The sequence below is a fragment of the Pseudomonas sp. 13B_3.2_Bac1 genome (genome assembly GCF_025466205.1).
Lineage (GTDB): Bacteria > Pseudomonadota > Gammaproteobacteria > Pseudomonadales > Pseudomonadaceae > Aquipseudomonas > Aquipseudomonas fluorescens_H.
Genome location: NZ_JANLOG010000052.1, coordinates 1 through 24,367 on the forward strand (window position 1 = coordinate 1; position 24,367 = coordinate 24,367).

Here is a 24,367-nt window from a genome sequence, read left to right on the forward strand (position 1 = left end):
CCAAATGTGGGAGCGGGCTTGCTCGCGAAGAGGGCCTGAAGAGCACCAGATTTCTCAGACCCCTTTGAAGATGCCCGGCCGCCGCTCCACCAGTGACCTCACGCCCTCCTTGGCATCCTCACTCCCCAGCAACTTCTTCACCAGCGCCGGCAACCCCTGCGCTGCCGCTGTCTCACCTTCATACCGCGCCTGGCGCGCCGACATCAGTGTCGCCTGCACCCCCAACGGTGCCTGCCGAGCAATCCGCTCGGCCAGTTCGATCGCCCGTGGCAGCAAATCCTCGCTGGCCATCACTTCCTGCACCAAGCCCAGACGCAACGCATCATGCGCATCGAACTCATCACCGGTCAGCATCCAACGCATCGCGTTGCCCCAGCCCGCCACCTGATGTAAACGTAACGTCGCGCCACCAAAGGGAAAAATCCCACGCTGCACTTCCATTTGCGCAAAGCGCGTATTGCTCGCACACAGGTTGATATCGGCAGCCAGCATCAACTCGATGCCGATGGTCAGGCAGTAACCCTGCGCGGCAACAATTACCGGTTTGCTCACTCGCGGTCCGACGAAAACACCCCACGGGTCGCAACCGCCGGTCGGAACCTGCCAGCCTTCGGCGAGGACGGCGCTGGCGTTGAGCAGGTCCAGGCCGGCGGTAAAGTGCTCGCCGTGCCCGAACACCACGGCCACCCGCGCCTCGCTGTCTGCCTCGAACTCACCGTAGGCCAGGCTCAGGGCATTGAGCAGATCGAGGTCGAACGCGTTGCGCTTGGCGGCTCGGTCGAGGCCGATCAAGTGGACATGACCACGACGTTCACGGCTGACGCGGCCGGGGCAGGGCTGATTCATGGGGAGATCCTCGGGCGGGAAGGGCGGGTGCAGCGACGGTATGCCGCACATCGGTGAATCGTTTAAGCGTCATCACCCGCAGGGCCGGGCCTTTGAAAAATAGACCTTCGCACGATTATCCGCAAAACCCCGTTACACAGCGGTGACACACCGATTCAGACGATAAAAAAAGCTCCCTTTTCGGGCAAAATCCGGTATAGTGCGCGCCGGCCTTTAACCGGGCCGCGTTTAGGTAGCGCAATTTCCCGAAGTCAGCTTCGGCTGCACGTCCGCATTGCGGGCTCTTCCCGGACGATTCTTTTTTTCATTCATTCGTTTTCGCAAATCCCCGCCGACAAAGCTGCCAGGGCGACTCTTGAGTCTCAACACGGCATGCGCAGCTTTGGAGCATGGGTCTTTGCGGATGCACTTAGAGGCAGACCCATGACCCAGGAAACCGGCGGATTCGCCGCTTTTAATCTTAACCCGAATATTCTTGCAGCCGTCGCAGCGACCGGCTACGAAGAGCCTTCGGCGATTCAGCAGCAATCGATCCCGATCATCATGGCCGGCCAGGACATGATTGGCCAGGCGCAAACCGGTACCGGTAAAACCGCCGCGTTCGCACTGCCTATTCTGCACCGCATCGATCCTGCCAAGCGCGAACCGCAAGCCCTGATCCTGGCGCCAACTCGAGAGTTGGCGCTGCAAGTAGCAACCGCTTTTGAAACCTACGCCAAGCAAATGCCTGGCGTCACCGTTGTCGCCGTTTACGGCGGCGCACCGATGGGCCCGCAACTCAAGGCTATCCGTAATGGCGCACAGATTGTTGTCGCTACTCCGGGTCGTCTGTGTGACCACCTGCGTCGCGACGAGAAAGTCCTGTCGACCGTGAACCACCTGGTTCTCGACGAAGCTGACGAAATGTTGAAACTGGGCTTCATGGATGACCTGGAAGTCATCTTCAAGGCTCTGCCATCGACCCGTCAGACTGTTTTGTTCTCGGCTACCCTGCCGCAGTCGATCCGCGCCATTGCCGAACGCCATCTGCGCGATCCGCAACACGTCAAGATCCAGACCAAGACCCAAACCGTTACCGCGATCGAACAGGCTCACCTGTTGGTTCACGCTGACCAGAAGACCTCTGCCGTTCTCAGCTTGCTGGAAGTGGAAGACTTCGACGCGCTGATCATGTTCGTGCGCACCAAGCAAGCGACCCTGGATCTGGCCAGTGCCCTCGACGCCAAAGGCTACAAAGCCGCTGCGCTGAACGGTGACATCGCCCAGAACCAGCGTGAGCGCGTGATCGACTCGCTGAAAGATGGCCGTCTGGACATCGTTGTCGCGACCGACGTAGCTGCCCGTGGTCTGGACGTTCCGCGCATCACCCACGTATTCAACGTGGACATGCCGTACGATCCGGAATCCTACGTGCACCGTATCGGCCGTACCGGCCGTGCCGGTCGCGAAGGTCGTGCGCTGCTGCTGGTGACTCCACGTGAGCGCCGCATGCTGCAAGTGATCGAGCGTGTAACCGGTCAGAAGGTTGCCGAAGTGCGTCTGCCGGACGCTCAGGCTGTTCTCGATGCACGCATCAAGAAACTGACCAACAGCCTGTCGCCGCTGGTCGCTGATGCCGAATCGACTCACGGCGAACTGCTGGATCGTCTGACCGCTGACATCGGTTGCACCCCGCGTGCCCTGGCTGCAGCCCTGCTGCGCAAGGCTACCAACGGTCAAGCGCTGAACCTGGCCGCGATCGAGAAGGAACGTCCACTGGTGCCGAACAACGCACCGCGTGGCGACCGTCCTGAGCGTTCCGGTGATCGTCCTGATCGTGGTGACCGCGAGCGTCGTGCGCCAATGCCTCTGGGCGAAGGTCGTGCCCGTTGCCGTACCGCGCTGGGTGCGCGTGACGGTATCGCCGCCAAGAACCTGCTGGGCGCCATCCTCAACGAAGGTGGTCTGGCCCGCGAAGCGATCGGTCGCATCCAGGTGCGTGACAGCTTCAGCCTCGTCGAGCTGCCGGAAGATGGTCTGGACAAACTCCTGACCAAACTGAAGGACACTCGCGTCGCTGGCAAACAGCTGAAACTGCGTCGCTACCGCGAAGATTGATCCGCCCTCGGGCTGATTGATCGAACATAAAAAATCCCCGACTGGTTCGGGGATTTTTTTTGCCTGTCTGAAAGAGCAAAGATCGAAGATCAAAAGATCGCTGCCTGCGACAGTTCCTACACAGGGTGTACTCATTCCCCACTGCACAAGCTGCCGAAGGCTGCGATCTTTTGATTCTGCATTTATCCGAAACGATAGATATCCATGCCTAACGCACCCATTGTGAATCCCCTGTGCGCCACGCTGAACTCGCCCCCCGCACCGCGTGCGAAATACAACGGCAGCAAATGCTCATCGCTCGGATGGCTGCGTACGGCGTTCGGTGCCTGCTGACGGTAATCGTGCAGCGCCGCCTCATCGTTCGCCGCCAGCTTGTCGATCATCCAGTCACGGAAGTCCCGTGCCCATGGCTCGACGCTTTCCGGTCCGGCATGCCAGTCCAGTTCGCGCAGGTTGTGGGTGATGCTGCCGGAGCCGATCAGCAAAATGCCTTGATCGCGCAGGCTTGCCAACGCACGTCCGACACGGGTTTGCAGCGCCGGGCCGCTGCGGCTCGGCAGCGACACCTGTACCACCGGAATATCCGCCTGCGGGTACATCAGCGACAGCGGCACCCAGACGCCGTGATCGAACGGTCGTTGCGGATCAAGGCGTGCCGGCAGATGGGCGGCGTTCAGCAATTGGGCAACTTCGGCCGCCAGTTGCGGATTGCCCGGTGCCGGATATTGCACTTCAAACAAGGCACGGGGAAAACCGCCGAAGTCATGCCAGGTCTCTGGTTGCGGATTACTGCTGACCAGCAGTTCCTGACTTTCCCAGTGCGCAGAAACGATGACGATGGCTTTGGGGCGGGGCAGTTCGGCCGCCAGACGCGCCAGAGCCGGGCCACTGGCACCGGGTTCCAGGGCCAGCATGGGCGAGCCGTGGGAGATAAACAGGCTGGGAAACATGGAGAGGTTCCTGAGCGGTAAGATGGCCCATCTTCAGTCAGTTCATTGATCTAAATCTAATATAAGTTTTAACGCCTTTTGATCGATTTTTTTGGGGTGATGCATGCAGCCTGAGTTTTGGCACAAGAAGTGGGAATCCAATCAGATCGGCTTTCATCTGCCTGAGGTGAACCCGTATCTGCAGCGTCACTGGCCGCCGCTGGCTATCCCGGCCCGCGCGCGGGTGCTGGTGCCGTTGTGCGGTAAAAGCCTGGATCTGCTGTGGCTGGCAGGGCGCGGCCATCATGTACTCGGGGTCGAGTTGTCGCAGAAGGCCATCGAGGACTTTTTCAGCGAGCATCAGGTAACGCCGCAGGTCAGCGACAAAGGGCCGTTCAAGGTCTATCGCGCGGATTCCATCGAGTTGTGGTGCGGTGATTTCTTTGCGCTGACGGCAGACGATGTAGCGGACTGTGCTGCGTTGTACGACCGGGCAGCGCTGATTGCCTTGCCGCCCCCCATGCGCGAGCGCTATGCAGCGCATCTGCAGCAGATCCTGCCGCCGGGCGTGCAGGGGTTATTGATCACACTGGATTACGATCAGGCGCAGATGTCCGGGCCACCGTTTGCAGTGGCCGATGATGAGGTGCAGCGCTTGCTGGGTGGTGACTGGCAGGTGCGGATGCTGGAAGAGCAGGATGTGCTGGGGGAGAGCTGGAAGTTTCTGCAGGCGGGAGTGACGCGGTTGGAGGAGCGGGTGTATCGGGTTTCTGGCCGATAGTTTTGTCTCGGCATTAACAGCCTCTTCGCGAGCAAGCCCGCTCCCACAGGGATCATCGGTGTTCTAACAATCTCGAATACACCGAAAACCACTGTGGGAGGGGGGCTTGCTCCCGAAGAGGCCAGAACAGGCAATCCAAAATCCCGAGTACAAAAAAGGCCCGCATCACTGCGGGCCTTTTCGTTACTGCGTCAAACCGATCAACCGCGACGACGCAGCGCGTCGATACGTTCTTCCAGCGGCGGGTGGCTCATGAACATGCGGGCAAAGCCCTGTTTGATGCCACCGTTGATGCCAAAGGCATTCAGGGTGTCCGGCATGTGCACCGGCAGGCCCTGCTCGGCACGCAGACGTTGCAGTGCGCCGATCATTGCGTTGGTGCCCGCCAGACGTGCGCCGGCTTCGTCGGCACGGAATTCGCGCTTGCGCGAGAACCACATGACGATGGCGCTGGCGAGGATGCCCAGAACCAGTTCGGCGAAGATCGTTGCCACGTAGTAGGCAATGCCCTGGCCTTCTTCGTTCTTGAAGATCACCTTGTCGACGAAATTGCCGATGATCCGCGCGAAGAACATCACGAAGGTGTTCACCACGCCCTGGATCAGCGCCAGGGTGACCATGTCACCGTTGGCCACGTGACCGATTTCGTGGGCCAGCACGGCTTTCACTTCATCCGGCGAAAAGCGCTCGAGCAGGCCCTGGCTGACCGCGACCAGCGCGTCGTTCTTGTTCCAGCCGGTGGCGAACGCGTTGGCCTCGTAGGCCGGGAAAATACCGACTTCGGGCATCTTGATCCCGGCTTCGCGGGACAGTTGCTCGACGGTTTGCAGCAGCCATTGCTCATGCCGGGTGCGTGGCTGGGTGATGATCTGGGTGCTGGTGCTCATCTTCGCCATCCACTTGGAGATGAACAGCGAGAACAGCGAACCGGCGAAACCAAAGACCGCACAGAAAACCAGCAGCTGACTGAGGTTGAGATCAACCCCGTTGGCCGCCATGAACCCGTTGAAGCCGAACAGGCTCAGGGTGATGCTGGCTATCAGCACGACCGCCAGGTTAGTGGCCAAAAACAGCAGGATGCGCATCATGGTTGTAGAAATCTCCTCAAGCTAAAGATGTAGCGTACTGCGGGGTATATAAGGTGCGGCACCGGGTGATTCAACCGAGTGACTATTTCAAACTGTGTCCTACAGCGGATTCCAAGGTCTGCAGGTCGTTGCCCACGACCGAAACCGAAAGGGCTGACAGGCGGCCGCCACCCGCCGCCATTACGTCAGGCGCGTATAAGCCATATCAATCGCAAGTGTAGAAGGCGCAGTGAGGCGGGGAGGGCAGAAGTGTTGCTGAATCAGACAGCGCGCAACGCAGGACACGTTGCGCACTGTTGACCGGTTACTGGCGGTAGGACTTGAGGAAGTTGCCGATGCGTCCGATGGCCATTTCCAGATCATCGACACGGGGCAGAGTCACCACGCGGAAGTGATCCGGCCACGGCCAGTTGAACGCCGTGCCTTGCACCACCAGCAGCTTCTCGGAGAGCAGCAGGTCGAGGACGAATTTCTCGTCATTGTGGATCGGGCAGACTTTCGGGTCGATCCGCGGGAACGCATACAGCGCGCCCATCGGTTTGACGCAGCTGACACCCGGGATGTCGTTGAGCAACTCCCAGGTGCGGTTGCGCTGCTCGAGCAGGCGACCTTGCGGCAGCACCAGATCGTTGATGCTCTGGTAGCCACCCAGGGCGGTCTGGATCGCATGCTGGCTCGGCACGTTGGCACACAGGCGCATGTTGGCCAGCATGTCGATGCCTTCGATATAGCTCTGGGCATTGTGTTTTGGCCCGGAGATGGCGATCCAGCCGGAGCGGAAACCCGCCACGCGGTAGGATTTCGACAGACCGTTGAAGGTCAGGCACAGCAGGTCCGGCGCCAGCGAAGCGGTGCAGATGTGCACGGCGTCGTCATACAGGATCTTGTCGTAGATCTCGTCGGAGAACACCACCAGGTTGTGCGCGCGGGCGATTTCCAGCATGCCCAGCAGCACTTCCTTCGAATACACCGCGCCGGTCGGGTTGTTCGGGTTGATGATCACCATCGCTTTGGTGTTCGGAGTGATCTTGGCCTTGATGTCGGCCAGATCCGGGAACCAGTCGGCGCCCTCGTCGCACAGATAGTGCACGGCATTACCGCCGGCGAGGCTCACGGCGGCGGTCCAGAGCGGGTAGTCCGGGGCCGGCACCAGCACTTCGTCGCCGTTGTTGAGCAGTGCCTGCAGCGACATCACGATCAGCTCGGACACGCCGTTGCCCAGGTAGATGTCTTCGATGCCGACACCTTCGACATTTTTTTGCTGGTAGTACTGCATCACCGCTTTACGCGCGCTGAACAGGCCTTTGGAGTCGCTGTAGCCCTGGGCCGTCGGCAGGTTGCGGATCACATCCTGAAGAATTTCGTCCGGCGCCTCGAAACCAAACGGTGCCGGGTTGCCGATGTTCAGCTTGAGGATGCGCTGGCCTTCCTCTTCCAGACGTTTGGCGTGCTTGAGCACCGGGCCGCGAATGTCGTAGCAGACGTTGGCGAGCTTGTTCGATTTGCTGAACTGCATGGCGATGTGATCCCGAAAATGAACGATCCAGACGGCGAATGGCCAACCGTACTGGGATTCCTGCGTCTTCGCACAGGCGGAGTCTTGCGCCGTGGCGCCGAGAATCCGTTTGAATGCGCCCGGTCTGGCTGCCAGACTGGCGTGTGACGAGGCGCAATCATACGTGCCACCCGATCCGTGGAAAAGGTACAGATCGGGCTTTTTCAGCCGCTGAGGTGTGATGATGGAAAAGTTGGAAAAAACCCTGGAAGAATGGCGTGCGATGCTCGACCCCGAGCAGTACAACGTGTGTCGGCTCAGTGCGACCGAACGGCCGTTCTCCGGCAAATACAACGCCACCAAGACTGACGGTGTCTATCACTGCGTCTGCTGCAACGAGCCACTGTTCGACTCCACGACCAAATTCGATTCCGGCTGCGGCTGGCCGAGCTTCTACGCGCCGATCGGCGAAAGCGCCATGACCGAAATCCGCGATACCAGCCACGGCATGATCCGCACAGAGGTCAAATGCGCCCGCTGCGATGCGCATCTGGGCCACGTGTTCCCCGATGGTCCGCCACCGACCGGCCTGCGTTATTGCATCAACTCGGTGTGCCTGAATCTCGAGCCGCGCGAGTGATGCGAGCCCCTGTAGGAGCTGCCGAAGGCTGCGATCTTTTGATTTTCAAGATCAACAGATCGCAGCCTTCGGCAGCTCCTACAGGGTTATGTGCAGTTAATTAAATTGCACGCAATTTAATTGCTCGCTATGTTTACGCCTTCTTCCAGAATTCAGAGTGCGGATCATGAGCGACAACCTGCTGAATATCCCTGTCACCACCATCAAGGGTGAGCAAAAGACCCTGTCCGATTTCGCCGGCAAGGCCGTTCTGGTGGTCAATACCGCCAGCAAATGCGGCTTCACCCCGCAATACAAAGGCCTGGAAGAGCTGTGGCAGACCTATAAGGATCAGGGCCTGGTGGTGCTGGGGTTTCCGTGCAATCAGTTCGGCAAGCAGGAGCCGGGCAACGAGGGCGCGATCAGCGAGTTCTGTGAGCTGAACTACGGCGTGAGTTTCCCGCTGTTCAAGAAGATCGACGTCAACGGTTCTGACGCGCATCCACTGTTCGTACAGTTGAAAAAGCGCGCTCCGGGTCTGCTCGGCTCCGAGGGTATCAAGTGGAACTTCACCAAGTTCCTGATCGGCAAGGATGGGCAACTGGTCAAGCGTTTCGCCCCGACCACCAAGCCGCAGGACATGAGCGGCGAGATCGAAGCTCTGCTCAAATGAACAGCCTGCCCGACGATTCGCTGAAGCTCGACAGTCAGTTGTGCTTCAAGTTGTATGCCGCGTCCCGGGCGGTGATTCGCGCTTACAAGCCGATGCTCGATCAGCTTGGCCTGACGTACCCGCAGTACTTGGCGATGCTGGTGCTGTGGGAATGGCAGGACAAAGCGCCGGAGCAACCGACGGTCAAGGCCTTGGGCGAGCGGCTGGCGCTGGACTCCGGCACCCTGACGCCGTTGCTCAAGCGTCTTGAGCAATTGCAGTGGGTGCAGCGCCAGCGTTCGGCGCGCGACGAGCGTGAAGTGCATCTGAGCCTGACCACCCAAGGTCAGGCGCTGCGCGAGCAGGTCGGGCCACTCAAGGCCCGGTTGTTGTGCGACAGCGGGGTGGATCTCGATCGACTCAACGATTTGCGCAACGGCCTCGATCACCTGTTGGGGCAGATCAAAGCACTGACGTAGTCGGAATCCACTGGTCGAGCACCGCCGCCAGCTCTTCGCGGCGGAACGGCTTGGCCAGGTAATCGCTCATGCCGGCCGCACGGCAGCGTTCGCGTTCTTCGGACATGGCGTTGGCGGTCAGTGCGACGATCGGCAGGTGTGGCCAGCGCCCGCTCTGGCGGATCTGCCGGCTCGCTTCGTAGCCGTCCATCACCGGCATGTTGCAGTCCATCAGCACCAGATCGAATTCATCGTGCTCCAGTTGATCGAGCGCCTCGGCACCGTGGGCGGCGACCACCACATCGCAACCGAGCTTGCCGAGCATGCCCTTGGCCACCAGTTGGTTGACCGGATTGTCCTCCACCAGCAGTACCCGTCCGCGCCGTTGTACGGGCACGCTCTCGAGGCGCGCATCGTTGATCGTGGTGATGTCGGCCAGCAGAATGCGCCGCAGGATCTGATACAGCGCGTTGCGCGCCAGCGGTCGGGCCTGTTGCTGCAATGGCGCCAGCGCCGCGGCTTCTTCGCTGGGCATGAAGCTGCCATAAGCGGTCACCACCAGGATCGGCGTGCTGAGCGTCGGGCGCAGGCTGAACAGGCATTCCGGGCAGTCGGTGATCACCAGGTCGGGAGACAGGCCCAGCAGCGGATCGTCCATGGTGCGCTGCTCATAGGTCACGCCCCACACTGGCAACAGCGTCTTGAGCAGTTCCGCCAGGCCGCTGCTGGCAGCGGTGATCGCCAGAACCTTGCCCTGCAACGGCGGCGGCATCACCGCCCGGGTGTGGCACGGCAACGGCAGGTCGGCGCAGAACTGACTGCCGAAACCGGCCTCGGAACTGATGGTCAATCGGCCTTGCATGGCTTCACACAGGTTGTAGGTCAGCGCCAGGCCGAGGCCGGTGCCGCCGTACTGGCGGGTGATGCCGGCACCGGCCTGGGTGAACGGCTGGAAGATCTTCACCTGGGCTTCCTGGGCGATGCCGATGCCGGTGTCGCAGACCTCGATGCGCACCCCGTCGTTATGCGCTGACAGACGCACATCGACCCGGCCGAACCGGGTGAACTTCAGGGCATTGGACAGCAGGTTGCTGACAATCTGCCGTACCCGGGTTGGATCCCCCAGCACCAGCGCGGGGAAGTGCGGGTCGATCAGGCAGGTCAATTCAACGCTGGGCGCGGCGTTCTGCGACAGCAGGTTGGCGGTGTCCTCGATCAGCGAGGCGAGGTCGAACGGGATGTGTTCCAGCTCCAGTTGCCCCGCATCGAACTTGGACAGGTCGAGAATATCGTTGAGCAGTTCCACCAGCACCTTGCCCGAGTCGTGGGCAATCGACAGCTGTTGCTGCTGCTCGGCATTCAGTGGCCCGTCGAGGGACAGGGCGATCATCCCCAGCAGGCCGTTGAGCGGGGTGCGGATCTCGTGGCTCATGTTGGCAAGGAATGCCGAGCGCGCTTCGGCCATGTCCAGCGCGGTGCTGCGGGCCACCTCCAGTTCCTCGTTGGACTGGCTGAGCCGGGTGTTGATGGCCTTGAGCTCGGCGGTGCGGGCCGAGACGATGTGTTCCAGTTGCCCGAGGTAATCGGTCAGGCGGTTTTCGGCGTTGCGGCGTTGCTGGATTTCCGTGGCGATGTTGTCGAACTGCTGGTTGGCGACTTTGACCAGCACGCCGATCTCGTCGTTGGCGTGGCCGGCCGGACATTCCAGAGTTGTCGGTTCTGCGCTGCGTGCGTCGCGCGCGCTGAGCTCACGGATCAGACGCACCAGTGGCTTGGTCAGCATCACGTAGAACAGCGCCAGCAGGATGCCGGTGAGGATCAGGCTGCGGGCAAAACCGTTGAGCAGGGTGACTTCGGCGCGACGCAGGAACCGGCTGCCGAACGCGTAGGTGTCGACTTCCAGACTCAGCGTGCCCAGCGATTCGTTGGGCAGATGGTCGAGGTACAGGCGGTCTTCGAACTGGCGTTTGGCGCCGAACAGGAAATCGCTGATCACCCGATAACCGCTTTGCAGTTCCGGGCGTTTGACGTTGGCCAGGACGTTACCGTTGTTGTCGGTCATTTGCGCCGAGATGATCGCCGGCGAACGCAACAGGCCCAAGGTCAGTTCCTGCGCCAGTTCCGCGTCGATGTTGTAGGCGATGCGCGATGCCGGATTGTGGCTGATTTCCAGCAAAGACAGGATTTCACGGTTGATGGAGGCGTCTTCACTGGCATAATCGATGCCGATTTGCAGCAGGCTGAGCAGCGTGCCCAGAATGAACCCGACCAGCACAGTGAATCTGGCTTGCTTGTAAGACAGCCGGTGGGTGAATTTGATATCCATGGGGTGTTGAACCACTTCCGTTTCCCTTCGCTGCTCAAGCATAGTCGATCATGTATGGATACCGAGGTTCCCGAATCGCCTTGTAACAAGGCCTGAGCGGGGGTTGTTGATCTGATTGTCGTCGCTGAAGCACCATCATTGCTTTGAACGTGCCCGAGGAGAAGACGTGGATTCCCGATTAAATGCTTTTCTTGAACGCGCCGAGTCGGTTCTGGCGCGGATCGAACCCTTGTTGCCGGCGCCGCGCCCGGTGATCGACTGGGAAACATGCCTCGCGGCGCGCTGGCAGCGTGACGGGCGCAGCGGGTATTTGCTGCCGCTGGAAGTCAGCCTCGACATGCGCCTGTCCGACCTGATCGGCGTTGACCGTCAGTTGGAGCAACTGGGTCGCAACACGCAACAGTTTCTCGACGGCATGCCGGCCAACCACGCGCTGCTCTGGGGCTCGCGCGGCACCGGTAAATCGTCGCTGGTGCGTGCGCTGCTGGCCGAACACGCGAGTGCCGGTCTGCGTTTGATCGAGATCGAGCGTGACCATCTGGCCGACCTGCCGCGCGTGGTCGAGCAGATCGCCAAACTGCCGCAGCGCTTCGTGCTGTTTTGCGATGATCTGTCGTTCGAATCCGGTGAAGGCGACTACCGTGTGCTGAAAAGCGTGCTCGACGGCTCGCTCGAGCAGGCACCGGACAACGTCTTGCTGTACGCCACATCCAACCGTCGCCATCTGGTGCCGGAAAAGGAAAGCGACAACGAAAACTGGAAGCGCGTCGACGGCGAACTGCATCCTAGTGAGGCGGTGGAAGACAAGATCGCGCTCTCAGACCGTTTCGGCCTGTGGCTGTCGTTTTATCCGTTTACCCAGGAACACTTCCTCAACGTCGTCGAACACTGGATCGGCCAGTTGGCCGCCAAGGCTGGCTTGAGCTGGCAGCGCGATGAAGAGCTGGACATCCTCGCCGTGCGCTGGGCAACCGGGCGCGGCAATCGCAACGGACGTTGCGCGTACCAATTCGCCCGTTACTGGGTGGGACTGAAATTGCTGGAGCACAAGGCATGATTGATTTGCAAGAAAGCGGCCAGGGGCTCGAAGGCTATGGCCTGTTGGCCGCACAACTGGAATCGCTGCTGGCGGACGAGCGCGATTTCATCGCCAACGCCGCGCAGTTTTCGGCGTTTCTGTTCAACCAGCTCGATGATTTGAACTGGGCCGGTTTCTACCTCAATCGCAACGAAGAACTGGTGCTGGGTCCGTTCCAGGGCCAGATCGCCTGCGTGCGCATTCCGTTCGGGCGCGGTGTGTGTGGCGCGGCAGCGGCCAGTCGGCAAACCCAGCGCGTCGAAGACGTGCATGCGTTCCCCGGTCATATCGCTTGCGACAGCGCCTCCAACAGCGAACTGGTGGTGCCGCTGGTCAAGGACGGTCGGTTGATTGGCGTACTCGATCTCGACAGCCCGAAACTCGCGCGTTTCGGCGCGGACGATCAGGCCGGTATCGAGCAACTGGCGGCGATCTTCCTGCGTCTGACCGACTGCTGATCAGGCGCTCAGGCGCTCAGGCCAGCCTTGCGCAGCAGGCTGGCCGAGTCCACCGCATCGATCTGTCGCGGATCGAGAAACCGCGCGGCGTACTGCATGTACACCCCGTCGTTGATGAACAGCGCAAACAACTCGGGGTCGATGTGCGCCTCGCGGGACATGGTGGCCATGATCCCCAGGGCTTCGCTCAAGGATTTGGCTTTCTTGTACGGCCGATCCGCCGCTGTCAGCGCCTCGAAAATATCGGCAATCGCCATCATCCTCGCCGGCAGGCTCATGTCGTCGCGCTTCAGGCGTTTGGGGTAGCCGCTGCCGTCCATTTTTTCGTGATGACCACCGGCAATTTCCGCAACGCTGCCCAGATGCCCGGGGAAGGGCAGGTGGCTGAGCATCAGGATCGTCTGCACCATGTGGTGATTGATGATGTAGCGCTCCTCACGGGTCAGCGTGCCCCGGGCAATGCTCAGGTTGTAGAGTTCGCCGCGATTGTATTTGTAGCGCGGCACATCCAGTTTGAACCCCCACGGGTTGTCTTCCGGAATCAGTTCGCTGTCGGCGCGCTTGATCAGGTGTTCGGGTTTGTCCGCCAGCAGTGCCTCGCTGACCGGCAGATTCGCAACCGGCGTTTGCGCCTGACGGCGGTTTTCCTCCCATGACACCCCCAGTCGATCATCGAGGGTGCGCGTCCAGCGGCGCTCGGCAATGCGCTCAAGACGCTGCATGTCGGCTGGCGCCATGGCCTCGCCGCCCAGATTGCAACGGGCAACAAAGGCAAAGTCGTCGTCCAGTTCAGCCAATGTGGCGTCACGCAGGGCGCTCAGTTGCGCCTCGTTGCCGCCCAGCGCCAGTGCCTGCCAGTAACTGATCCAGGCATCGCGCTTGAGCACCTCGAAACGCGTGCGGATTTCGTGGATGCGATCGTTGAGGGTTTCCAGTTTGGTGGCCTTGTCGACGACATATTCCGGCGTCGTGACCTTGCCGCAATCGTGCAGCCAGGCCGCGATGTGCAGGGCTTCCCATTCGTCTTCGGTGGGCTGATAGCTCTGGAACGCCGGCGCCTGACTGGCGGCCGCGGCCTGCGCGAGCATCAGGGTCAGTTCCGGCACGCGCTGACAGTGGCCACCGGTGTACGGGCTCTTGGCGTCGATGGCGCCGGCCAGCAACTGGATGAACGCATCGAGCAACTGCTTCTGCTTCGCTTGCAGGCGCTGGCTTTCGATACTCACCGCCGCCGCGCCGGAGACTGCTTGCAGGAAGGCGATGCGATCCGGGCGCAGTTTTTCCAGGTCCTGAGCGCTGCCGCTGTCGTTGATCAGCAGGAGCAGCAGGCCGATGGTTTCGTTGTGCCGGTTGCGCAGGCGGATACCGATCAGGTGGATGCGCGGCGACTGCATGGCCAACAAGACTTTCTGCAAGTCCCCGGCCTGTTCAAAGCCAAGGCTGCTGACCACGTTGTCAGCGGTGATCAGTTGCTGGAACCACGCCGGCCCTTGATCGGCCAGAAGATCCCGGCCCAGCACAGCGAACTCGCCCGGTTCCTGCGAGACGCCATCAATTACCAGTCCGTAAGGCTCCACTCGGTTGCCATCGTTTTCGCGCAGATAGATCAACCCCGCTTGCGCCTGGGCGATCTGCACCGTTTCGAACAGCACCCGTTGCAGCAACGGGGCAAAGCGGGTTTCGGCGCACAGGCTGTCGGTGATGCGGAAGAAACTGGCGAGTGTTTCCTTCATGCGGGCCATCGACAGGCTCAACTGATCAACCTCCAGAACCGGCGAGCGACGGGTAACCGGAAAGTTGAAATCGAAGCTGCGAATCGCATCGGCTTCCTTGACCAGCGCATGCAACGGCTTGACCAGAATCCGCGAGGTCAGCCAACCCAGCGGCAGACACAGCAGCAAGGTCGCGAGGGTGATCAGTGCCCCTTGCCAGCGCATGCGGTAGGCGTCGGCCAGCAACTCGTCCTCCGGCACCAGCAGGGCCATCTGCAATCCTCTCGGGCCGCCCTCTTGCAGATTGCTGCGGGCGACGATCCAGTGGCGGCCATCGACATTGAGTCGCTTGCCCTGATGAGCGGTGGACAGCAGCGCGTGCAGGTTCGGACTCAGGTCGGCAGCCTTGGCCAGGCGTGCGCTGCTGTCGTCGACAATCAGCCGGCGGCTGTCCGGATAGGCCACCGCATTGCCATCGGCATCGAACAACACGATTTCGGTAGACGGGGTGACCACGTGTTTGAGCAAGGTGGCCGAGAGTGCTTCCAGGGTCAGGTCGGCACCGATCACACTGGTTGCGCTGCTGCGTCGGGCCAGGGTGGTGCCCACGTTGTGCGTGGAGAAAAACACATAGGGTTCGGTGGTGATCTGATCACCCTGTTGCAGGGCGTTGGTGTACCAGTTGCGGGTGCGCGGATCGTAGCGGTCGTCGGGATTGTCCTGGCGCCCGACAGGCATCAGCGCCTGGTCGAAGAACAGTGACTGCGACGACGCGATGCCGCTGGCGTCGTGCTCGATGCTCCAGACCTGATAGGCCGCGTCCGGCGGTGCCTTGAGCAGGGTTTTCAGGGCGCTGGTACGCAACGGCCGGACCATGAAGAAGTCGCCGTTGCCGTAGCCCAGATACAGCGAAGCGAGATCGGTGTTGTCCTTGAGTGATTGACTGAACGGCTTGAGCAGCGCCAGACGCTGTTGCAGGTTCGAGGCCCCGGCCGCCTGGTTGTCGGCCAGCAGGCTCAGCAGATGACGGATCGGTTCATACGTTGAATGCAGGTCGAGGCGCACGTCCTGTTCGATGCGATTGAACAGGTTTTCGCTGCTCGACAGGATGATTCGGGTGGTCTGGCGATAATTGAACAGTCCCAGTACCACGCCGGTCAGCAACAGCAGAAACGTGAACATGACGCTGATGTGCACGTGCAACGGGAACCGGCGTTGATCCGGGCGCAGTGGGCTGGGCATTGCTGACTCTCCATTGAAGTAAACACACTGCTCAGCGCCCAAGCATAGTTAAGGCTCGGTCATTGTGCTTTCTGCGAACGGTTCCAATTGTTGCTGCAGCGCCTGCTCCAGTTCGACCATCGCCGCGTCGGTGGCCTCGATGCAGCGCACGATGGCCGCCACAGACGTGGTCTGCAGGCAGGCCTGTTCCAGGGCATCGCAGCGCACGATCAGACGCGAAGCCTGGGCGATTCGGGCGGCGCCCTTGATCTTGTGCGCCACCGCCGCCAATGCCTCGCGATCATTGTGCGGCGCCAGGGCCAGCAGCTCCTCGCGATCGAGGCGGCTGCTCTTGAGCAATTGCGTGAGCAGGCGTTGGGCCTGAAGCGGGTTGCCGCCCGTCAATTGATTCAAACCCTCGAGATTGAACGCAGGTTCAGGCGTTGCCGGTTGCAGGCCGTTGACCCACTGGCTCAGCGCACTGAGGCTCAGGGGTTTGAACAGGCAGTCATTCATGCCGGCCTGTTTGCAGCGCTGCACTTCCTCGGGTTGCGCATTGGCCGTGAAGCCCAGCACGGTACAAGGAGCACGCCCGGTACTTTGTTCGTGCTGGCGGATGGCCTCGGTCAGTTCGTAGCCGTTCATCACTGGCATATTGCAGTCGGCGATGACCAGATCGAATGCGCCGCGCTGCCACTTCTCGAATCCGCTTCGCCCCTCCTCGGCAAGGCTGAAGCGGTGCCCGAGGAACTCCAGTTGCTGGCACATCAGCAGACGATTGGCGGGATGGTCGTCGACCACGAGGATGTTCAGCGGCGTACCCGCGGCGTGGATCGGTGGCGCGGTTTTCGTCGCGGCGACCTTGCACGGCAGCGTTTGCAGCGGCAGCGACAGGCAGACCTGAGTGCCGATCCCGGGCTGACTGCTCAATTGCAGCTGACCGCCCATCATTTCACAGAGGTTGCGACTGATCACCAACCCCAGACCCGCGCCGCTGCGCGCGGGCTGTTGGCCACCGTCAGCCTGGGCGAACGGTTTGAACAGGCGCTGTTGATCTTCGATGCTGATGCCGACCCCGGTGTCCTGGATCGTCAATTGAATCAGCGAACACTGGCCCGCGCCATCGGGCACCACGTCCAGATTGACCCGTACCTGCCCGGACTCGGTGAATTTGATGGCGTTGCTGATCAGGTTCGACAGGATCTGCTTGAAGCGCAACGGATCGAGCTGCACGTCGACATTGAGGCCCGGGGGAGTGAGGGTCAGGGGCAGGGCGAGGTTTTTCTGCCGGGCCAGACCGTCGAAGATCCTCACCACCGAAGAAACGGTTTCCACCAGATTGACCCGCTCGGGACTCAGGCTCAGGTGCCCGGACTCGATCCGTGCGATATCAAGGATGTCGCCGATCAGGCCCAACAGGTCCTTGGCCGAGCAATAGGCGGTTTCGATGGATGAGCGATCCGGAGCCTGATCGGTCATGCGTTCGAGCGTCAATTCGAGCATGCCGATGATGGCGTTCATCGGCGTACGGATTTCGTGGCTCATGGTGGCCAGAAAGGTACTTTTCGCACGGTTGGCGTTGTCCGCCTGTTCCTTGGCCGTACGCAGTTCATCGAACAGTTGCCGGCGCTCACTGATATCGATCCAGCCACCGATGATCCCTTGTACATCGCCGCTGGAGTCGCGGTACGGCAGGATCCAGTGGTAGATCGTCAGACGCCGGCCACCGATGTGCAGCGGTCGGTCGAGTACCATCGGTGTCCCTTCGGCCACGACCCGCTGGTAATCCGCCTCGAAGGCCTGGGCTTCGAAGGCATTGCTCAGGGTGCCTTGCATGACGCTTTTGCCGATCACGTCTTCGCGTTTGGCGTTGAAGGCTTCGAGGTAACTGTCGTTGCAGCTTTGCAGCAGCCCCCGGCGGTCGCGCACATAGATCGGGTGAGGCGTGCCGTTGACCAGTGAGCGCATGAATTCGAACTGATCGTTGAGTGCCCGCTCGGCGGCCTGGCGTTGTTTGATCTGACGCCGCATGTAGGCATTCCACAGCAGTGACAGCAACAGCAGCAGGCAGGCTGCGCCAATCAGTTGGTAAAACAGACGCTGGTAGTGATGCCAGTTGCTTTGCGCCGCATTGGAAAAACCGCGCCAGCGGCTATTGATCACCCCCAGTTCTTCGGGGCTGATGCTCAGCAGCGCCTTGTCGAGGATCGACCCCAGCTCGCTGTTGTCGCGGGCCGTGGCCAGCGAAAAGGCTGCCTGACGGGTGCCGAGGGTGGTGGTGATCTGCAACTGATGCTCGAAGATCCGCGACGAAATCAGATAGTTGGCAATCACCAGCGAAGCGACGGCGCCATCGGCCTTGCCTTCGGCGAGCAAGGTCGCGGCGCCAAAGGTGTCGGAGGTTTCGGTCAGGTGGATATTGGGGAACTCGCGGCGCAGGTAATCGGCCATGGGACTGCCTTGGGCAATCGCCAGGTATTTGTCCTTGAGCTGCGTCGGATGGGTCGGGCTGTCAGTAGCTTTGCGGGTCAGCAGGACGAACGAGTTTTCCAGGTAGGGACGGCTGAATTGCAGGGTCTTTTCCCGTTGCGGGCTGGGTAGCAACGCCGCGATCAGATCGGCCCGGTGCTGATTGATCTGCTCGACCATGTCGCCGTCGCTGCGGCTGCGTACCAGTTCGAAGCGCATGCCGGTGCGCAGGCGCAGCAGTTCGAGCAGGTCTGCGGTGATGCCACGCAGATTGCCGTCGCTGTCGAAGAACGTCAGCGGCGCGAACGCCTCATTGACGACGACGCGCAGCACCGGGTGCTGTTTGAGCCACTGCTCTTCATGGTGGGTCAATTGCAGCTTCTGGTCGGTCAGCAGGATGTCGCTGCCAGCGCTCCAGCGCTTGGCGATGCGGTCGCGTTCACTGGCCGGTATGGCCTGGAGCGCGGTGTTGATGATCGCGAGCAGTTGCGGATTGTCGGTGTGCACGGCGAAGCTGAAACCGTGGGCTTCCTGTTTGCCGAAATTGGCCATGCGAATGTTGTTCAGATAGCCCTTGTTGATCATGTAGTGGGTGGAGATGGTATCGCCCAGAAACACGTCGGCCTGATCGAAAGCCACCGCATTGATTGCGTTTTGATAGGAAGGGTAGGACGTCAGGATGGCTTTGGGGTACAGCGCCTTGACTTCCTCCTGCGGCAGATAGTGATAGACCATGCTCAGGCGCAGACCGGCCAGGCCCTCGGTGAGCGTACGGGTCTCGTCTTCACGGGTGACCAGTACCGGCTGATCGATGGCATAGGGGGTTGATAGCAGGATGTCCGGATTACTCGCCTCGAAACCGTTGGCCGTACCGAGCATATCGACCTGTCCGGCTATCAGTGCGCGCAAGGCGGCTTCCCGTGAGGCAAAGCGCTTGACCCGGATTGGTAAACCGACAGCCTGTGCGAGGAGGCCGGCGTAGTCGGCGGTAAAACCTTCGTAATCGCGGCCGCTGGCGGTCATGTCGAACGGCGGATAATCCGGTGCGGAGGTGCCCAGTCTCAGTTCGCTGCGAGTCTGTAACCATTGCCGTTGCGCGGGCTGCAGAGAAATGGACAGCGCTTCGTGGCTCGAACGGCTGCGCAGCACATAATCCTGCGCTGTGACGAGGTCGGCATATACCTGAGGAGTCAGGCACAGGCTCGCACACAATATGACGAGATAGATCTTCAAACGACTGGGCATTCAGGCTCTCACACTAGCGCGTTGCGTTTGGCCATCTCGATAAGTTCCACCAGGGATCTGGCTTTCAGTTTCTGCATCAAGCGTTTTTTGTAAGTGCTGACGGTTTTGTTACTGAGAAACATGCCTTTGGCAATTTCCTTGTTGGTCCGCCCCTGTGCAAATAACTGCAGGACCATGAGTTCGCGGTCATTCACGGCTTTGAATAATTCCAGTTCGGCGTAACGTACATCGTCACTGCGTACCGGATTCAATGCCTGACTTGGGAAATAGTTGTAACCGGAAAGTACCGCTTTTATGGCGCTGACCAGTTCACTCAAGTCTTCTTCCTTGCACACATAACCGGACGCGCCGGATTGCATGCAGCGAATACCGAACAGTGTCGGGCATTGCGCCGTCAGTACCAGGGTCTTGAGCGGAGTGCCCATGGCGTTGAAACGGGCGAGGACTTCCAGGCCGTCGAGCTTGGGGATGCTGATATCGAGGATGATCAGGTCGGGCATGCATTCGCGAACCATCTGCATGGCATCGACCCCATTATCGGTTTCGCCGACGACCCTATAACCTTCATGCTCGAGCAGCATTCGAACGGCAAGTCGGATGACGGGGTGATCATCGACAATAAAAACGGAGTTCATAATCAAATCCCATACGTGCGCGAATAAAGCGCGCACCTTAGCTCAGATAAATGAGCGGCCGCATGAACTCACATGGCTCTAGCAGCAATATAGGATAAGTCCTACACACTAAAGGGAAATTGACTACGACAAAACTCAATGTCGCGTAAGGATGTGTTTAGAGTATTTGTTTATCAGAATGTTTTAAGTTGCTTGTAGAGTATTGAAGAAACAGCGTTTGTCTGTGTTGTTTTGAAGTTAAACGGATTACGTTTGGTCTGCGCGGTCATTGAATACCGCAGAGCCGCTTTAATGGATCAGGCACTCAACCGGGCAGTCGCGCTGACCCGGTTGAGGAAGGTGCCCCGTCAGTGGCTGGAGCGCCCGGTCATTTCCAGCGCCATGTCGCTGGCGTAGCTGTCGGTCATACCGGCGATAAAGTCGATCATGCGCAGGAACGAGGTGTGCAGCGGCCCGTGGGGGTCGGGTGCATTGTTGCCCAGCAGATCGAGGATGCGTCGGCTCTTGAACGACGGCGTGCGTCCGCCATGTTGTTCCAGCGCTGCGCCGCAGAACGCGTTGAGGAGGATTTCCAGCGTGGTGTAGGCGCCGATTTCATGCAGCGTCTTGCGCTTGTCCTGGAAGATTTTCTTGCGGGCGATGTCCTTGGCGTTGAGCACGCAGCGTTTGGCCGGGCCGTGCATGTGTTCCACCAGGTCGCCATGCAGCGTGCCGGCGAGCAGCGCGTCCTGTTGCTCGACGAATGCCCGGGCGGCAGCATTGGTCAGGTGCTCGATGGCCTTGCCGCGCAGGATCGCCAGTTTGCGTCGGCGCGAATCCAGCGGGCCGAGCTGGCGATAGGTTTCCGGCAGGTCGTCACCCACAAGGCCGAGCAGCAGCGATTCGACTTCCGCGTATTCCAGCAGCTCCATTTCCAGGCCGTCTTCGAGGTCGATCAACGCATAGCAGATGTCGTCGGCCGCCTCCATCAGGTACACCAACGGGTGCCGCGCCCAGCGCTGGTCTTCCAGTTGCGGCAGGCCGAGTTTGTGGGCGATCTGCTCGAGCAGCGGCAATTCACTCTGGTAGCAGCCGAACTTGTGTTTCTTGTAGCCCAGCGAGTCGGCGTGACGGGCCGTCCACGGATACTTCAGATAGGTGCCGAGGGTGGCGTAGGTGAGTCGGGTGCCACCGTCGAACTGGTGATACTCAAGTTGAGTCAGCACGCGAAAGCCTTGCGCGTTGCCTTCGAAATTGAGGAAGTCACCGCGCTCGGCTTCGCTCATGCCGTCGAGCCAACCGCGCCCGGCCGCCTGCTGGAACCAGTGGCGAATCGCGTCTTCCCCGGAATGACCGAACGGTGGATTGCCGATGTCATGCGCCAGGCAGGCCGATTGCACGACCATGCCCAGGTCGCTCGGGTCGCACCAGTCGGGCAGGGCGCTGCGCAAGGTTTCACCGACGCGCATGCCCAGCGAACGGCCGACGCAGCTGACTTCCAGCGAGTGGGTCAGACGGGTGTGGATGTGGTCGTTACTCGATACCGGGTGCACCTGGGTCTTGCGTCCCAGGCGGCGGAAAGCGCCGGAGAAAATGATGCGGTCGTGGTCTTTGTGGAACGGGCTGCGGCCCAGCTCTTGCGGGCTGTGCAGCGGCTTTCCAAGGCGTTCGCGGTTAAGCAGGGTCTGCCAATCCAAGGCTGGTTCTCTCCGTCGGTGACTGGAATGATCAATGCCCTAGCTTCCCGGTTCGGCCACGCCCCTGCAAGCGGAACTACAAGCCGGCTGCATCGATGTCGATCAGCAGCAGGCGTTCGCCGTTGTCGAAGAACTGGCCGGCGGTCAGGCAATACTGGTTGCTGGTGGCATCGCGGTAGGTGCTGGACAGGGTCAGGCGCCGCTCCTCCCAGCCTTCAGCGAGCAAATGATAGAAGTACGGACGCCATGACCAGTTGTGCCCCAGGTAGCGGTTGTCGGCGACCCAACGGTTATGCCGCCATTCAAGGTTGGGCGTGAGTTGGGTGCCATGCCGGTCGCATTGGTAGAACCGCAGCAACCACGGGAAGGCTTCGAGTTGCGGCAGCGCACTCAGCGGCGCGTGGGCCTGAGCCCAGCTCTGGAGGATCGCCATCAGTTCGCCGAGCTGCTGGCGCATCTGCATCAAGCGCCCGCGTTCGGCCAGCTTCTGCCGCACGTACCGCTGACGCAGTTCGGCGAAGCGCTGCACGAAGGCATCGGTCGGATAGAAGGCTTCCTGCGCCCGGGCGAACAGGAAACCCTGAACGTAACGTGATCCGCATTCCAGGGCGAAATTCAGCTGCGCTTCGGTCTCCACGCCTTCGGCAATGATCCAGCAGCCGGTTTTCTCAGCCATTTGCGCCAGGGCCTTGACCACCTCGCTGCTCGGCCCGCCCAGCGCCGCCGCCTGGAACAGGCGCATGTCGAGTTTGAGAATGTCCGGCTGCAACGCCAGCACCCGATCGAGCTGCGAGTAACCGGCACCGAAATCATCAATGGCAATCCGCGCGCCGGCCTCACGATAACGGCCGACCACGTCGGTCAGACGCTGACTGTTGCCGCCCAGTTCAGTGATCTCGAACACGATGCGTTGCGGATCGACGCCGTGTCGCAGCATTTGCTTGAGACTGGGCAGGGGCTGATCCGCGCGCAGGCGACTGATCCAGCGCGGCGACATGTTCAGGCTCAGAAACCATTCGGCAGGGGCTTCATGCAGTCGGCTCAGGGCGTGGTCACGGATCTGGCGGTCGAGGCGCCGCAGGGCGATGGCAGGTGTGCGCGGGTCGGCGAACAAGGGCCCGACCGAGGCCAGTTGGCCGTCAGGCTGGCGCAGTCGACCGAGAGCTTCGACGCCTGCAATTCGTCCGGTGGCGGTATCGATGAAAGGTTGAAAGCAGGCGAGCGGTTGCCCGTCGATCACGGGGCCTCCTTAGTCGTTCTTGTTCGGGGTAAACCCTGCCGGCCGGATAGGCGTGCGGGATTGAACCTCGGGGTGAGGAGGTTCAATCCCGGATATTGCAAGAATGCAGCCAGATACGTCGGTTCAGCGTTTGCCCGAACTCTGCATCACCAGTCTGATCAGCGGCCCGAGGCTGGTGCCCAGACGGATCAGCCGGGTCAACCCGCCGACGCCGCCGCTTTTTGCGCCTTTGCCGGTGATGAAACCCAGCAGGGTGACGGCGGCCACGCCCCATAGCGGCGCATGCTTGATGCCGAAGCCGTCTTGCAGGTTTTGCTTCATCCCCCGCATGCGCTGCAAGGGTTGCAGCACTTGCCCGGCTTCGTGGCGGATTTCCTGACGATGCATTTCCATGCGCAGGCGGATCAGCGCCTTGCGCATTTCCCGGCGCGAGCTGTTGTGTGGCAGTTCAGGCAGGCTCATGGCAGCAGGCGCTCCCGGTCGTTGGCCAATTCTTCCAGGGTGCCGTGGAAGGGCGAGGATTCATCGAAGACCGCGGCCTTCAGACGCAATCCACAGAACCCCGCCGCCAGGACATAGAACACGCACAGGCCGATGATCCCGGCCAGGCGATAAGTGTCCCAGAGCAGGATCAACACCAAGGCAGACAGGCCGATCAGCAACAGCAACGCAAACACCAGCGCCAGCCCTGCGAACAGCAACAGGCTGACGGTGCGTGCTTTCTGTTCCTGCAGCTCGATGCCGAACAGTTCGACATGGCTGTGCAGCAGGCCGAGAACGGCGGCGCCCAGGCGCCGCGTGGAGGAGGTGGTGCCCGACCCCAGGCCGGATTCGCCGATCGACATGATCAGCGCCGAGTGGCCAGCAGGCCAATCAGGAAGCCCACCCCGGCGGCGATGCCCACCGACTGCCAAGGATTGGCGGAAACGTAGTCTTCGGTGGCGGTGACCGCCGCCTGACCGCGATCGCGCAGGGTGTCTTCGGTCAGCTTCAGGGTTTCCCGGGCGCGCAACAGGCTGTCGTGGATCTGATCACGCAGCTCATCGGCCTGATCACCCGCGAGGGACGCGGTGTGTTCGAGCAACCGTTCGGTATCGGCCACCAGAGTCTGGAAGTCGTTCATCAGGATTTCTTGAGCAGTCTTTGCCTTGATGCTGGCCATGGGTGGATCTCCGTAAGTGACGTCTGAAGCGTTCGAGTATGAGCCTTGCGCGAAGGTTCAGTACAAATGACTGGTACAGCTTTTGCTATGTCGTGGTGCGTCCTGCCGCCGTCGTGCGCTGTTGGCGGGCGTACATGCAGCAAAACCTTAACTCAAATAATCCTGGTTCGTGTCAGGACA

General features: G+C 60.8%; 20 protein-coding genes. 7 read left to right on the top strand and 13 right to left on the bottom strand.

Annotated features, from left to right (window positions below; all coding sequences use genetic code 11):
- Window positions 1–54: 54 nt before the first annotated feature.
- Window positions 55–846, bottom strand: a complete 792-nt coding sequence (locus NTD85_RS08245; RefSeq protein WP_262141923.1) for a crotonase/enoyl-CoA hydratase family protein — start codon at window positions 844–846, stop codon at window positions 55–57.
- A gap of 423 nt (window positions 847–1,269) precedes the next feature.
- On the opposite strand from NTD85_RS08245, the gene NTD85_RS08250 reads away from it, so the two are divergent.
- The gene (locus NTD85_RS08250; protein WP_003226768.1) at window positions 1,270–2,943 is read left to right on the top strand and encodes a DEAD/DEAH box helicase; all 1,674 of its coding nucleotides are present in this window, start codon (window positions 1,270–1,272) and stop codon (window positions 2,941–2,943) included.
- Window positions 2,944–3,125: 182 nt separating this feature from the next.
- Here the strand turns inward: NTD85_RS08250 and NTD85_RS08255 are convergent, their stop codons facing one another.
- A complete protein-coding gene (locus NTD85_RS08255; RefSeq protein ID WP_262141924.1) occupies window positions 3,126–3,893 on the bottom strand; it encodes a DODA-type extradiol aromatic ring-opening family dioxygenase in 768 nt (255 codons plus the stop codon).
- 103 nt (window positions 3,894–3,996) lie between these two features.
- Here NTD85_RS08255 and NTD85_RS08260 point away from each other — a divergent pair, with 103 nt between their 5' ends.
- The gene (locus NTD85_RS08260) at window positions 3,997–4,653 is read left to right on the top strand and encodes a thiopurine S-methyltransferase (protein WP_103522134.1); all 657 of its coding nucleotides are present in this window, start codon (window positions 3,997–3,999) and stop codon (window positions 4,651–4,653) included.
- A gap of 200 nt (window positions 4,654–4,853) precedes the next feature.
- On the opposite strand, the gene htpX is transcribed toward NTD85_RS08260, so the two are convergent.
- Window positions 4,854–5,741: a protease HtpX gene (htpX, locus tag NTD85_RS08265; protein ID WP_045122567.1), complete on the bottom strand. Its 888-nt coding sequence runs from the start codon at window positions 5,739–5,741 to the stop codon at window positions 4,854–4,856.
- Window positions 5,742–6,045: 304 nt separating this feature from the next.
- Window positions 6,046–7,257, bottom strand: a complete 1,212-nt coding sequence (locus NTD85_RS08270; protein ID WP_003226761.1) for a pyridoxal phosphate-dependent aminotransferase — start codon at window positions 7,255–7,257, stop codon at window positions 6,046–6,048.
- 223 nt (window positions 7,258–7,480) lie between these two features.
- On the opposite strand from NTD85_RS08270, the gene msrB reads away from it, so the two are divergent.
- The 3 genes from msrB (at window position 7,481) to NTD85_RS08285 (ending at window position 8,986) form a co-directional block, all read left to right on the top strand.
- Entirely contained in the window at window positions 7,481–7,876 is a 396-nt protein-coding gene (msrB, locus tag NTD85_RS08275; protein ID WP_003226759.1) for a peptide-methionine (R)-S-oxide reductase MsrB, read from the top strand.
- Between the two features lie 166 nt (window positions 7,877–8,042).
- Window positions 8,043–8,528: a glutathione peroxidase gene (locus NTD85_RS08280; protein WP_201136941.1), complete on the top strand. Its 486-nt coding sequence runs from the start codon at window positions 8,043–8,045 to the stop codon at window positions 8,526–8,528.
- Window positions 8,525–8,986, top strand: a complete 462-nt coding sequence (locus NTD85_RS08285) for a MarR family winged helix-turn-helix transcriptional regulator (RefSeq protein ID WP_045122566.1) — start codon at window positions 8,525–8,527, stop codon at window positions 8,984–8,986. The genes NTD85_RS08280 and NTD85_RS08285 overlap by 4 nt, the downstream gene beginning before the upstream one ends.
- On the opposite strand, the gene NTD85_RS08290 is transcribed toward NTD85_RS08285, so the two are convergent.
- Window positions 8,970–11,291 (bottom strand): response regulator, encoded by a 2,322-nt coding sequence (locus NTD85_RS08290; RefSeq protein ID WP_262141925.1) that lies wholly within the window; start codon window positions 11,289–11,291, stop codon window positions 8,970–8,972. The two genes, NTD85_RS08285 and NTD85_RS08290, sit on opposite strands and share 17 nt — an antisense overlap.
- A 166-nt stretch (window positions 11,292–11,457) precedes the next feature.
- Here NTD85_RS08290 and NTD85_RS08295 point away from each other — a divergent pair, with 166 nt between their 5' ends.
- Complete coding sequence (locus NTD85_RS08295; RefSeq protein WP_003226753.1) at window positions 11,458–12,348, top strand: ATP-binding protein; 891 nt, start codon at window positions 11,458–11,460, stop codon at window positions 12,346–12,348.
- Window positions 12,345–12,827, top strand: coding sequence for a GAF domain-containing protein (locus NTD85_RS08300; RefSeq protein WP_262141926.1), 483 nt, complete (start codon window positions 12,345–12,347; stop codon window positions 12,825–12,827). The genes NTD85_RS08295 and NTD85_RS08300 overlap by 4 nt, the downstream gene beginning before the upstream one ends.
- An 8-nt stretch (window positions 12,828–12,835) precedes the next feature.
- On the opposite strand, the gene NTD85_RS08305 is transcribed toward NTD85_RS08300, so the two are convergent.
- The 8 genes from NTD85_RS08305 to NTD85_RS08340 all read right to left on the bottom strand — a co-directional run bounded on the left by NTD85_RS08305 (window position 12,836) and on the right by NTD85_RS08340 (window position 24,187).
- Complete coding sequence (locus NTD85_RS08305; protein WP_262141927.1) at window positions 12,836–15,781, bottom strand: HD domain-containing phosphohydrolase; 2,946 nt, start codon at window positions 15,779–15,781, stop codon at window positions 12,836–12,838.
- A 48-nt stretch (window positions 15,782–15,829) separates the two neighbouring features.
- Entirely contained in the window at window positions 15,830–19,474 is a 3,645-nt protein-coding gene (locus tag NTD85_RS08310; RefSeq protein WP_262141928.1) for a transporter substrate-binding domain-containing protein, read from the bottom strand.
- A gap of 8 nt (window positions 19,475–19,482) precedes the next feature.
- Window positions 19,483–20,109, bottom strand: a complete 627-nt coding sequence (locus NTD85_RS08315; protein WP_003226744.1) for a response regulator transcription factor — start codon at window positions 20,107–20,109, stop codon at window positions 19,483–19,485.
- Between the two features lie 347 nt (window positions 20,110–20,456).
- A complete protein-coding gene (locus NTD85_RS08320) occupies window positions 20,457–21,785 on the bottom strand; it encodes a deoxyguanosinetriphosphate triphosphohydrolase (RefSeq protein ID WP_103521606.1) in 1,329 nt (442 codons plus the stop codon).
- 76 nt (window positions 21,786–21,861) lie between these two features.
- Complete coding sequence (locus NTD85_RS08325) at window positions 21,862–23,025, bottom strand: EAL domain-containing protein (protein WP_003226739.1); 1,164 nt, start codon at window positions 23,023–23,025, stop codon at window positions 21,862–21,864.
- A 123-nt stretch (window positions 23,026–23,148) separates the two neighbouring features.
- Window positions 23,149–23,487: a hypothetical protein gene (locus NTD85_RS08330; RefSeq protein WP_003226737.1), complete on the bottom strand. Its 339-nt coding sequence runs from the start codon at window positions 23,485–23,487 to the stop codon at window positions 23,149–23,151.
- Window positions 23,484–23,870 (bottom strand): phage holin family protein, encoded by a 387-nt coding sequence (locus NTD85_RS08335; protein WP_003226735.1) that lies wholly within the window; start codon window positions 23,868–23,870, stop codon window positions 23,484–23,486. Before NTD85_RS08335 ends, NTD85_RS08330 begins: the two co-directional genes overlap by 4 nt.
- Before the next feature lie 2 nt (window positions 23,871–23,872).
- The gene (locus tag NTD85_RS08340; RefSeq protein ID WP_003226733.1) at window positions 23,873–24,187 is read right to left on the bottom strand and encodes a YqjD family protein; all 315 of its coding nucleotides are present in this window, start codon (window positions 24,185–24,187) and stop codon (window positions 23,873–23,875) included.
- Window positions 24,188–24,367 lie beyond the last annotated feature (180 nt).

What these genes read in the sequence shown, in the direction of transcription:
- NTD85_RS08245 (WP_262141923.1), bottom strand. Translation starts at nt 846, where the DNA reads ATGAATCAGCCCTGCCCCGGCCGCGTCAGCCGTGAACGTCGTGGTCAT.
- NTD85_RS08250 (WP_003226768.1), top strand. Translation starts at nt 1,270, where the DNA reads ATGACCCAGGAAACCGGCGGATTCGCCGCTTTTAATCTTAACCCGAAT.
- NTD85_RS08255 (WP_262141924.1), bottom strand. Translation starts at nt 3,893, where the DNA reads ATGTTTCCCAGCCTGTTTATCTCCCACGGCTCGCCCATGCTGGCCCTG.
- NTD85_RS08260 (WP_103522134.1), top strand. Translation starts at nt 3,997, where the DNA reads ATGCAGCCTGAGTTTTGGCACAAGAAGTGGGAATCCAATCAGATCGGC.
- htpX (WP_045122567.1), bottom strand. Translation starts at nt 5,741, where the DNA reads ATGATGCGCATCCTGCTGTTTTTGGCCACTAACCTGGCGGTCGTGCTG.
- NTD85_RS08270 (WP_003226761.1), bottom strand. Translation starts at nt 7,257, where the DNA reads ATGCAGTTCAGCAAATCGAACAAGCTCGCCAACGTCTGCTACGACATT.
- msrB (WP_003226759.1), top strand. Translation starts at nt 7,481, where the DNA reads ATGGAAAAGTTGGAAAAAACCCTGGAAGAATGGCGTGCGATGCTCGAC.
- NTD85_RS08280 (WP_201136941.1), top strand. Translation starts at nt 8,043, where the DNA reads ATGAGCGACAACCTGCTGAATATCCCTGTCACCACCATCAAGGGTGAG.
- NTD85_RS08285 (WP_045122566.1), top strand. Translation starts at nt 8,525, where the DNA reads ATGAACAGCCTGCCCGACGATTCGCTGAAGCTCGACAGTCAGTTGTGC.
- NTD85_RS08290 (WP_262141925.1), bottom strand. Translation starts at nt 11,291, where the DNA reads ATGGATATCAAATTCACCCACCGGCTGTCTTACAAGCAAGCCAGATTC.
- NTD85_RS08300 (WP_262141926.1), top strand. Translation starts at nt 12,345, where the DNA reads ATGATTGATTTGCAAGAAAGCGGCCAGGGGCTCGAAGGCTATGGCCTG.
- NTD85_RS08305 (WP_262141927.1), bottom strand. Translation starts at nt 15,781, where the DNA reads ATGCCCAGCCCACTGCGCCCGGATCAACGCCGGTTCCCGTTGCACGTG.
- NTD85_RS08310 (WP_262141928.1), bottom strand. Translation starts at nt 19,474, where the DNA reads ATGCCCAGTCGTTTGAAGATCTATCTCGTCATATTGTGTGCGAGCCTG.
- NTD85_RS08315 (WP_003226744.1), bottom strand. Translation starts at nt 20,109, where the DNA reads ATGAACTCCGTTTTTATTGTCGATGATCACCCCGTCATCCGACTTGCC.
- NTD85_RS08330 (WP_003226737.1), bottom strand. Translation starts at nt 23,487, where the DNA reads ATGAGCCTGCCTGAACTGCCACACAACAGCTCGCGCCGGGAAATGCGC.
- NTD85_RS08335 (WP_003226735.1), bottom strand. Translation starts at nt 23,870, where the DNA reads ATGTCGATCGGCGAATCCGGCCTGGGGTCGGGCACCACCTCCTCCACG.
- NTD85_RS08340 (WP_003226733.1), bottom strand. Translation starts at nt 24,187, where the DNA reads ATGGCCAGCATCAAGGCAAAGACTGCTCAAGAAATCCTGATGAACGAC.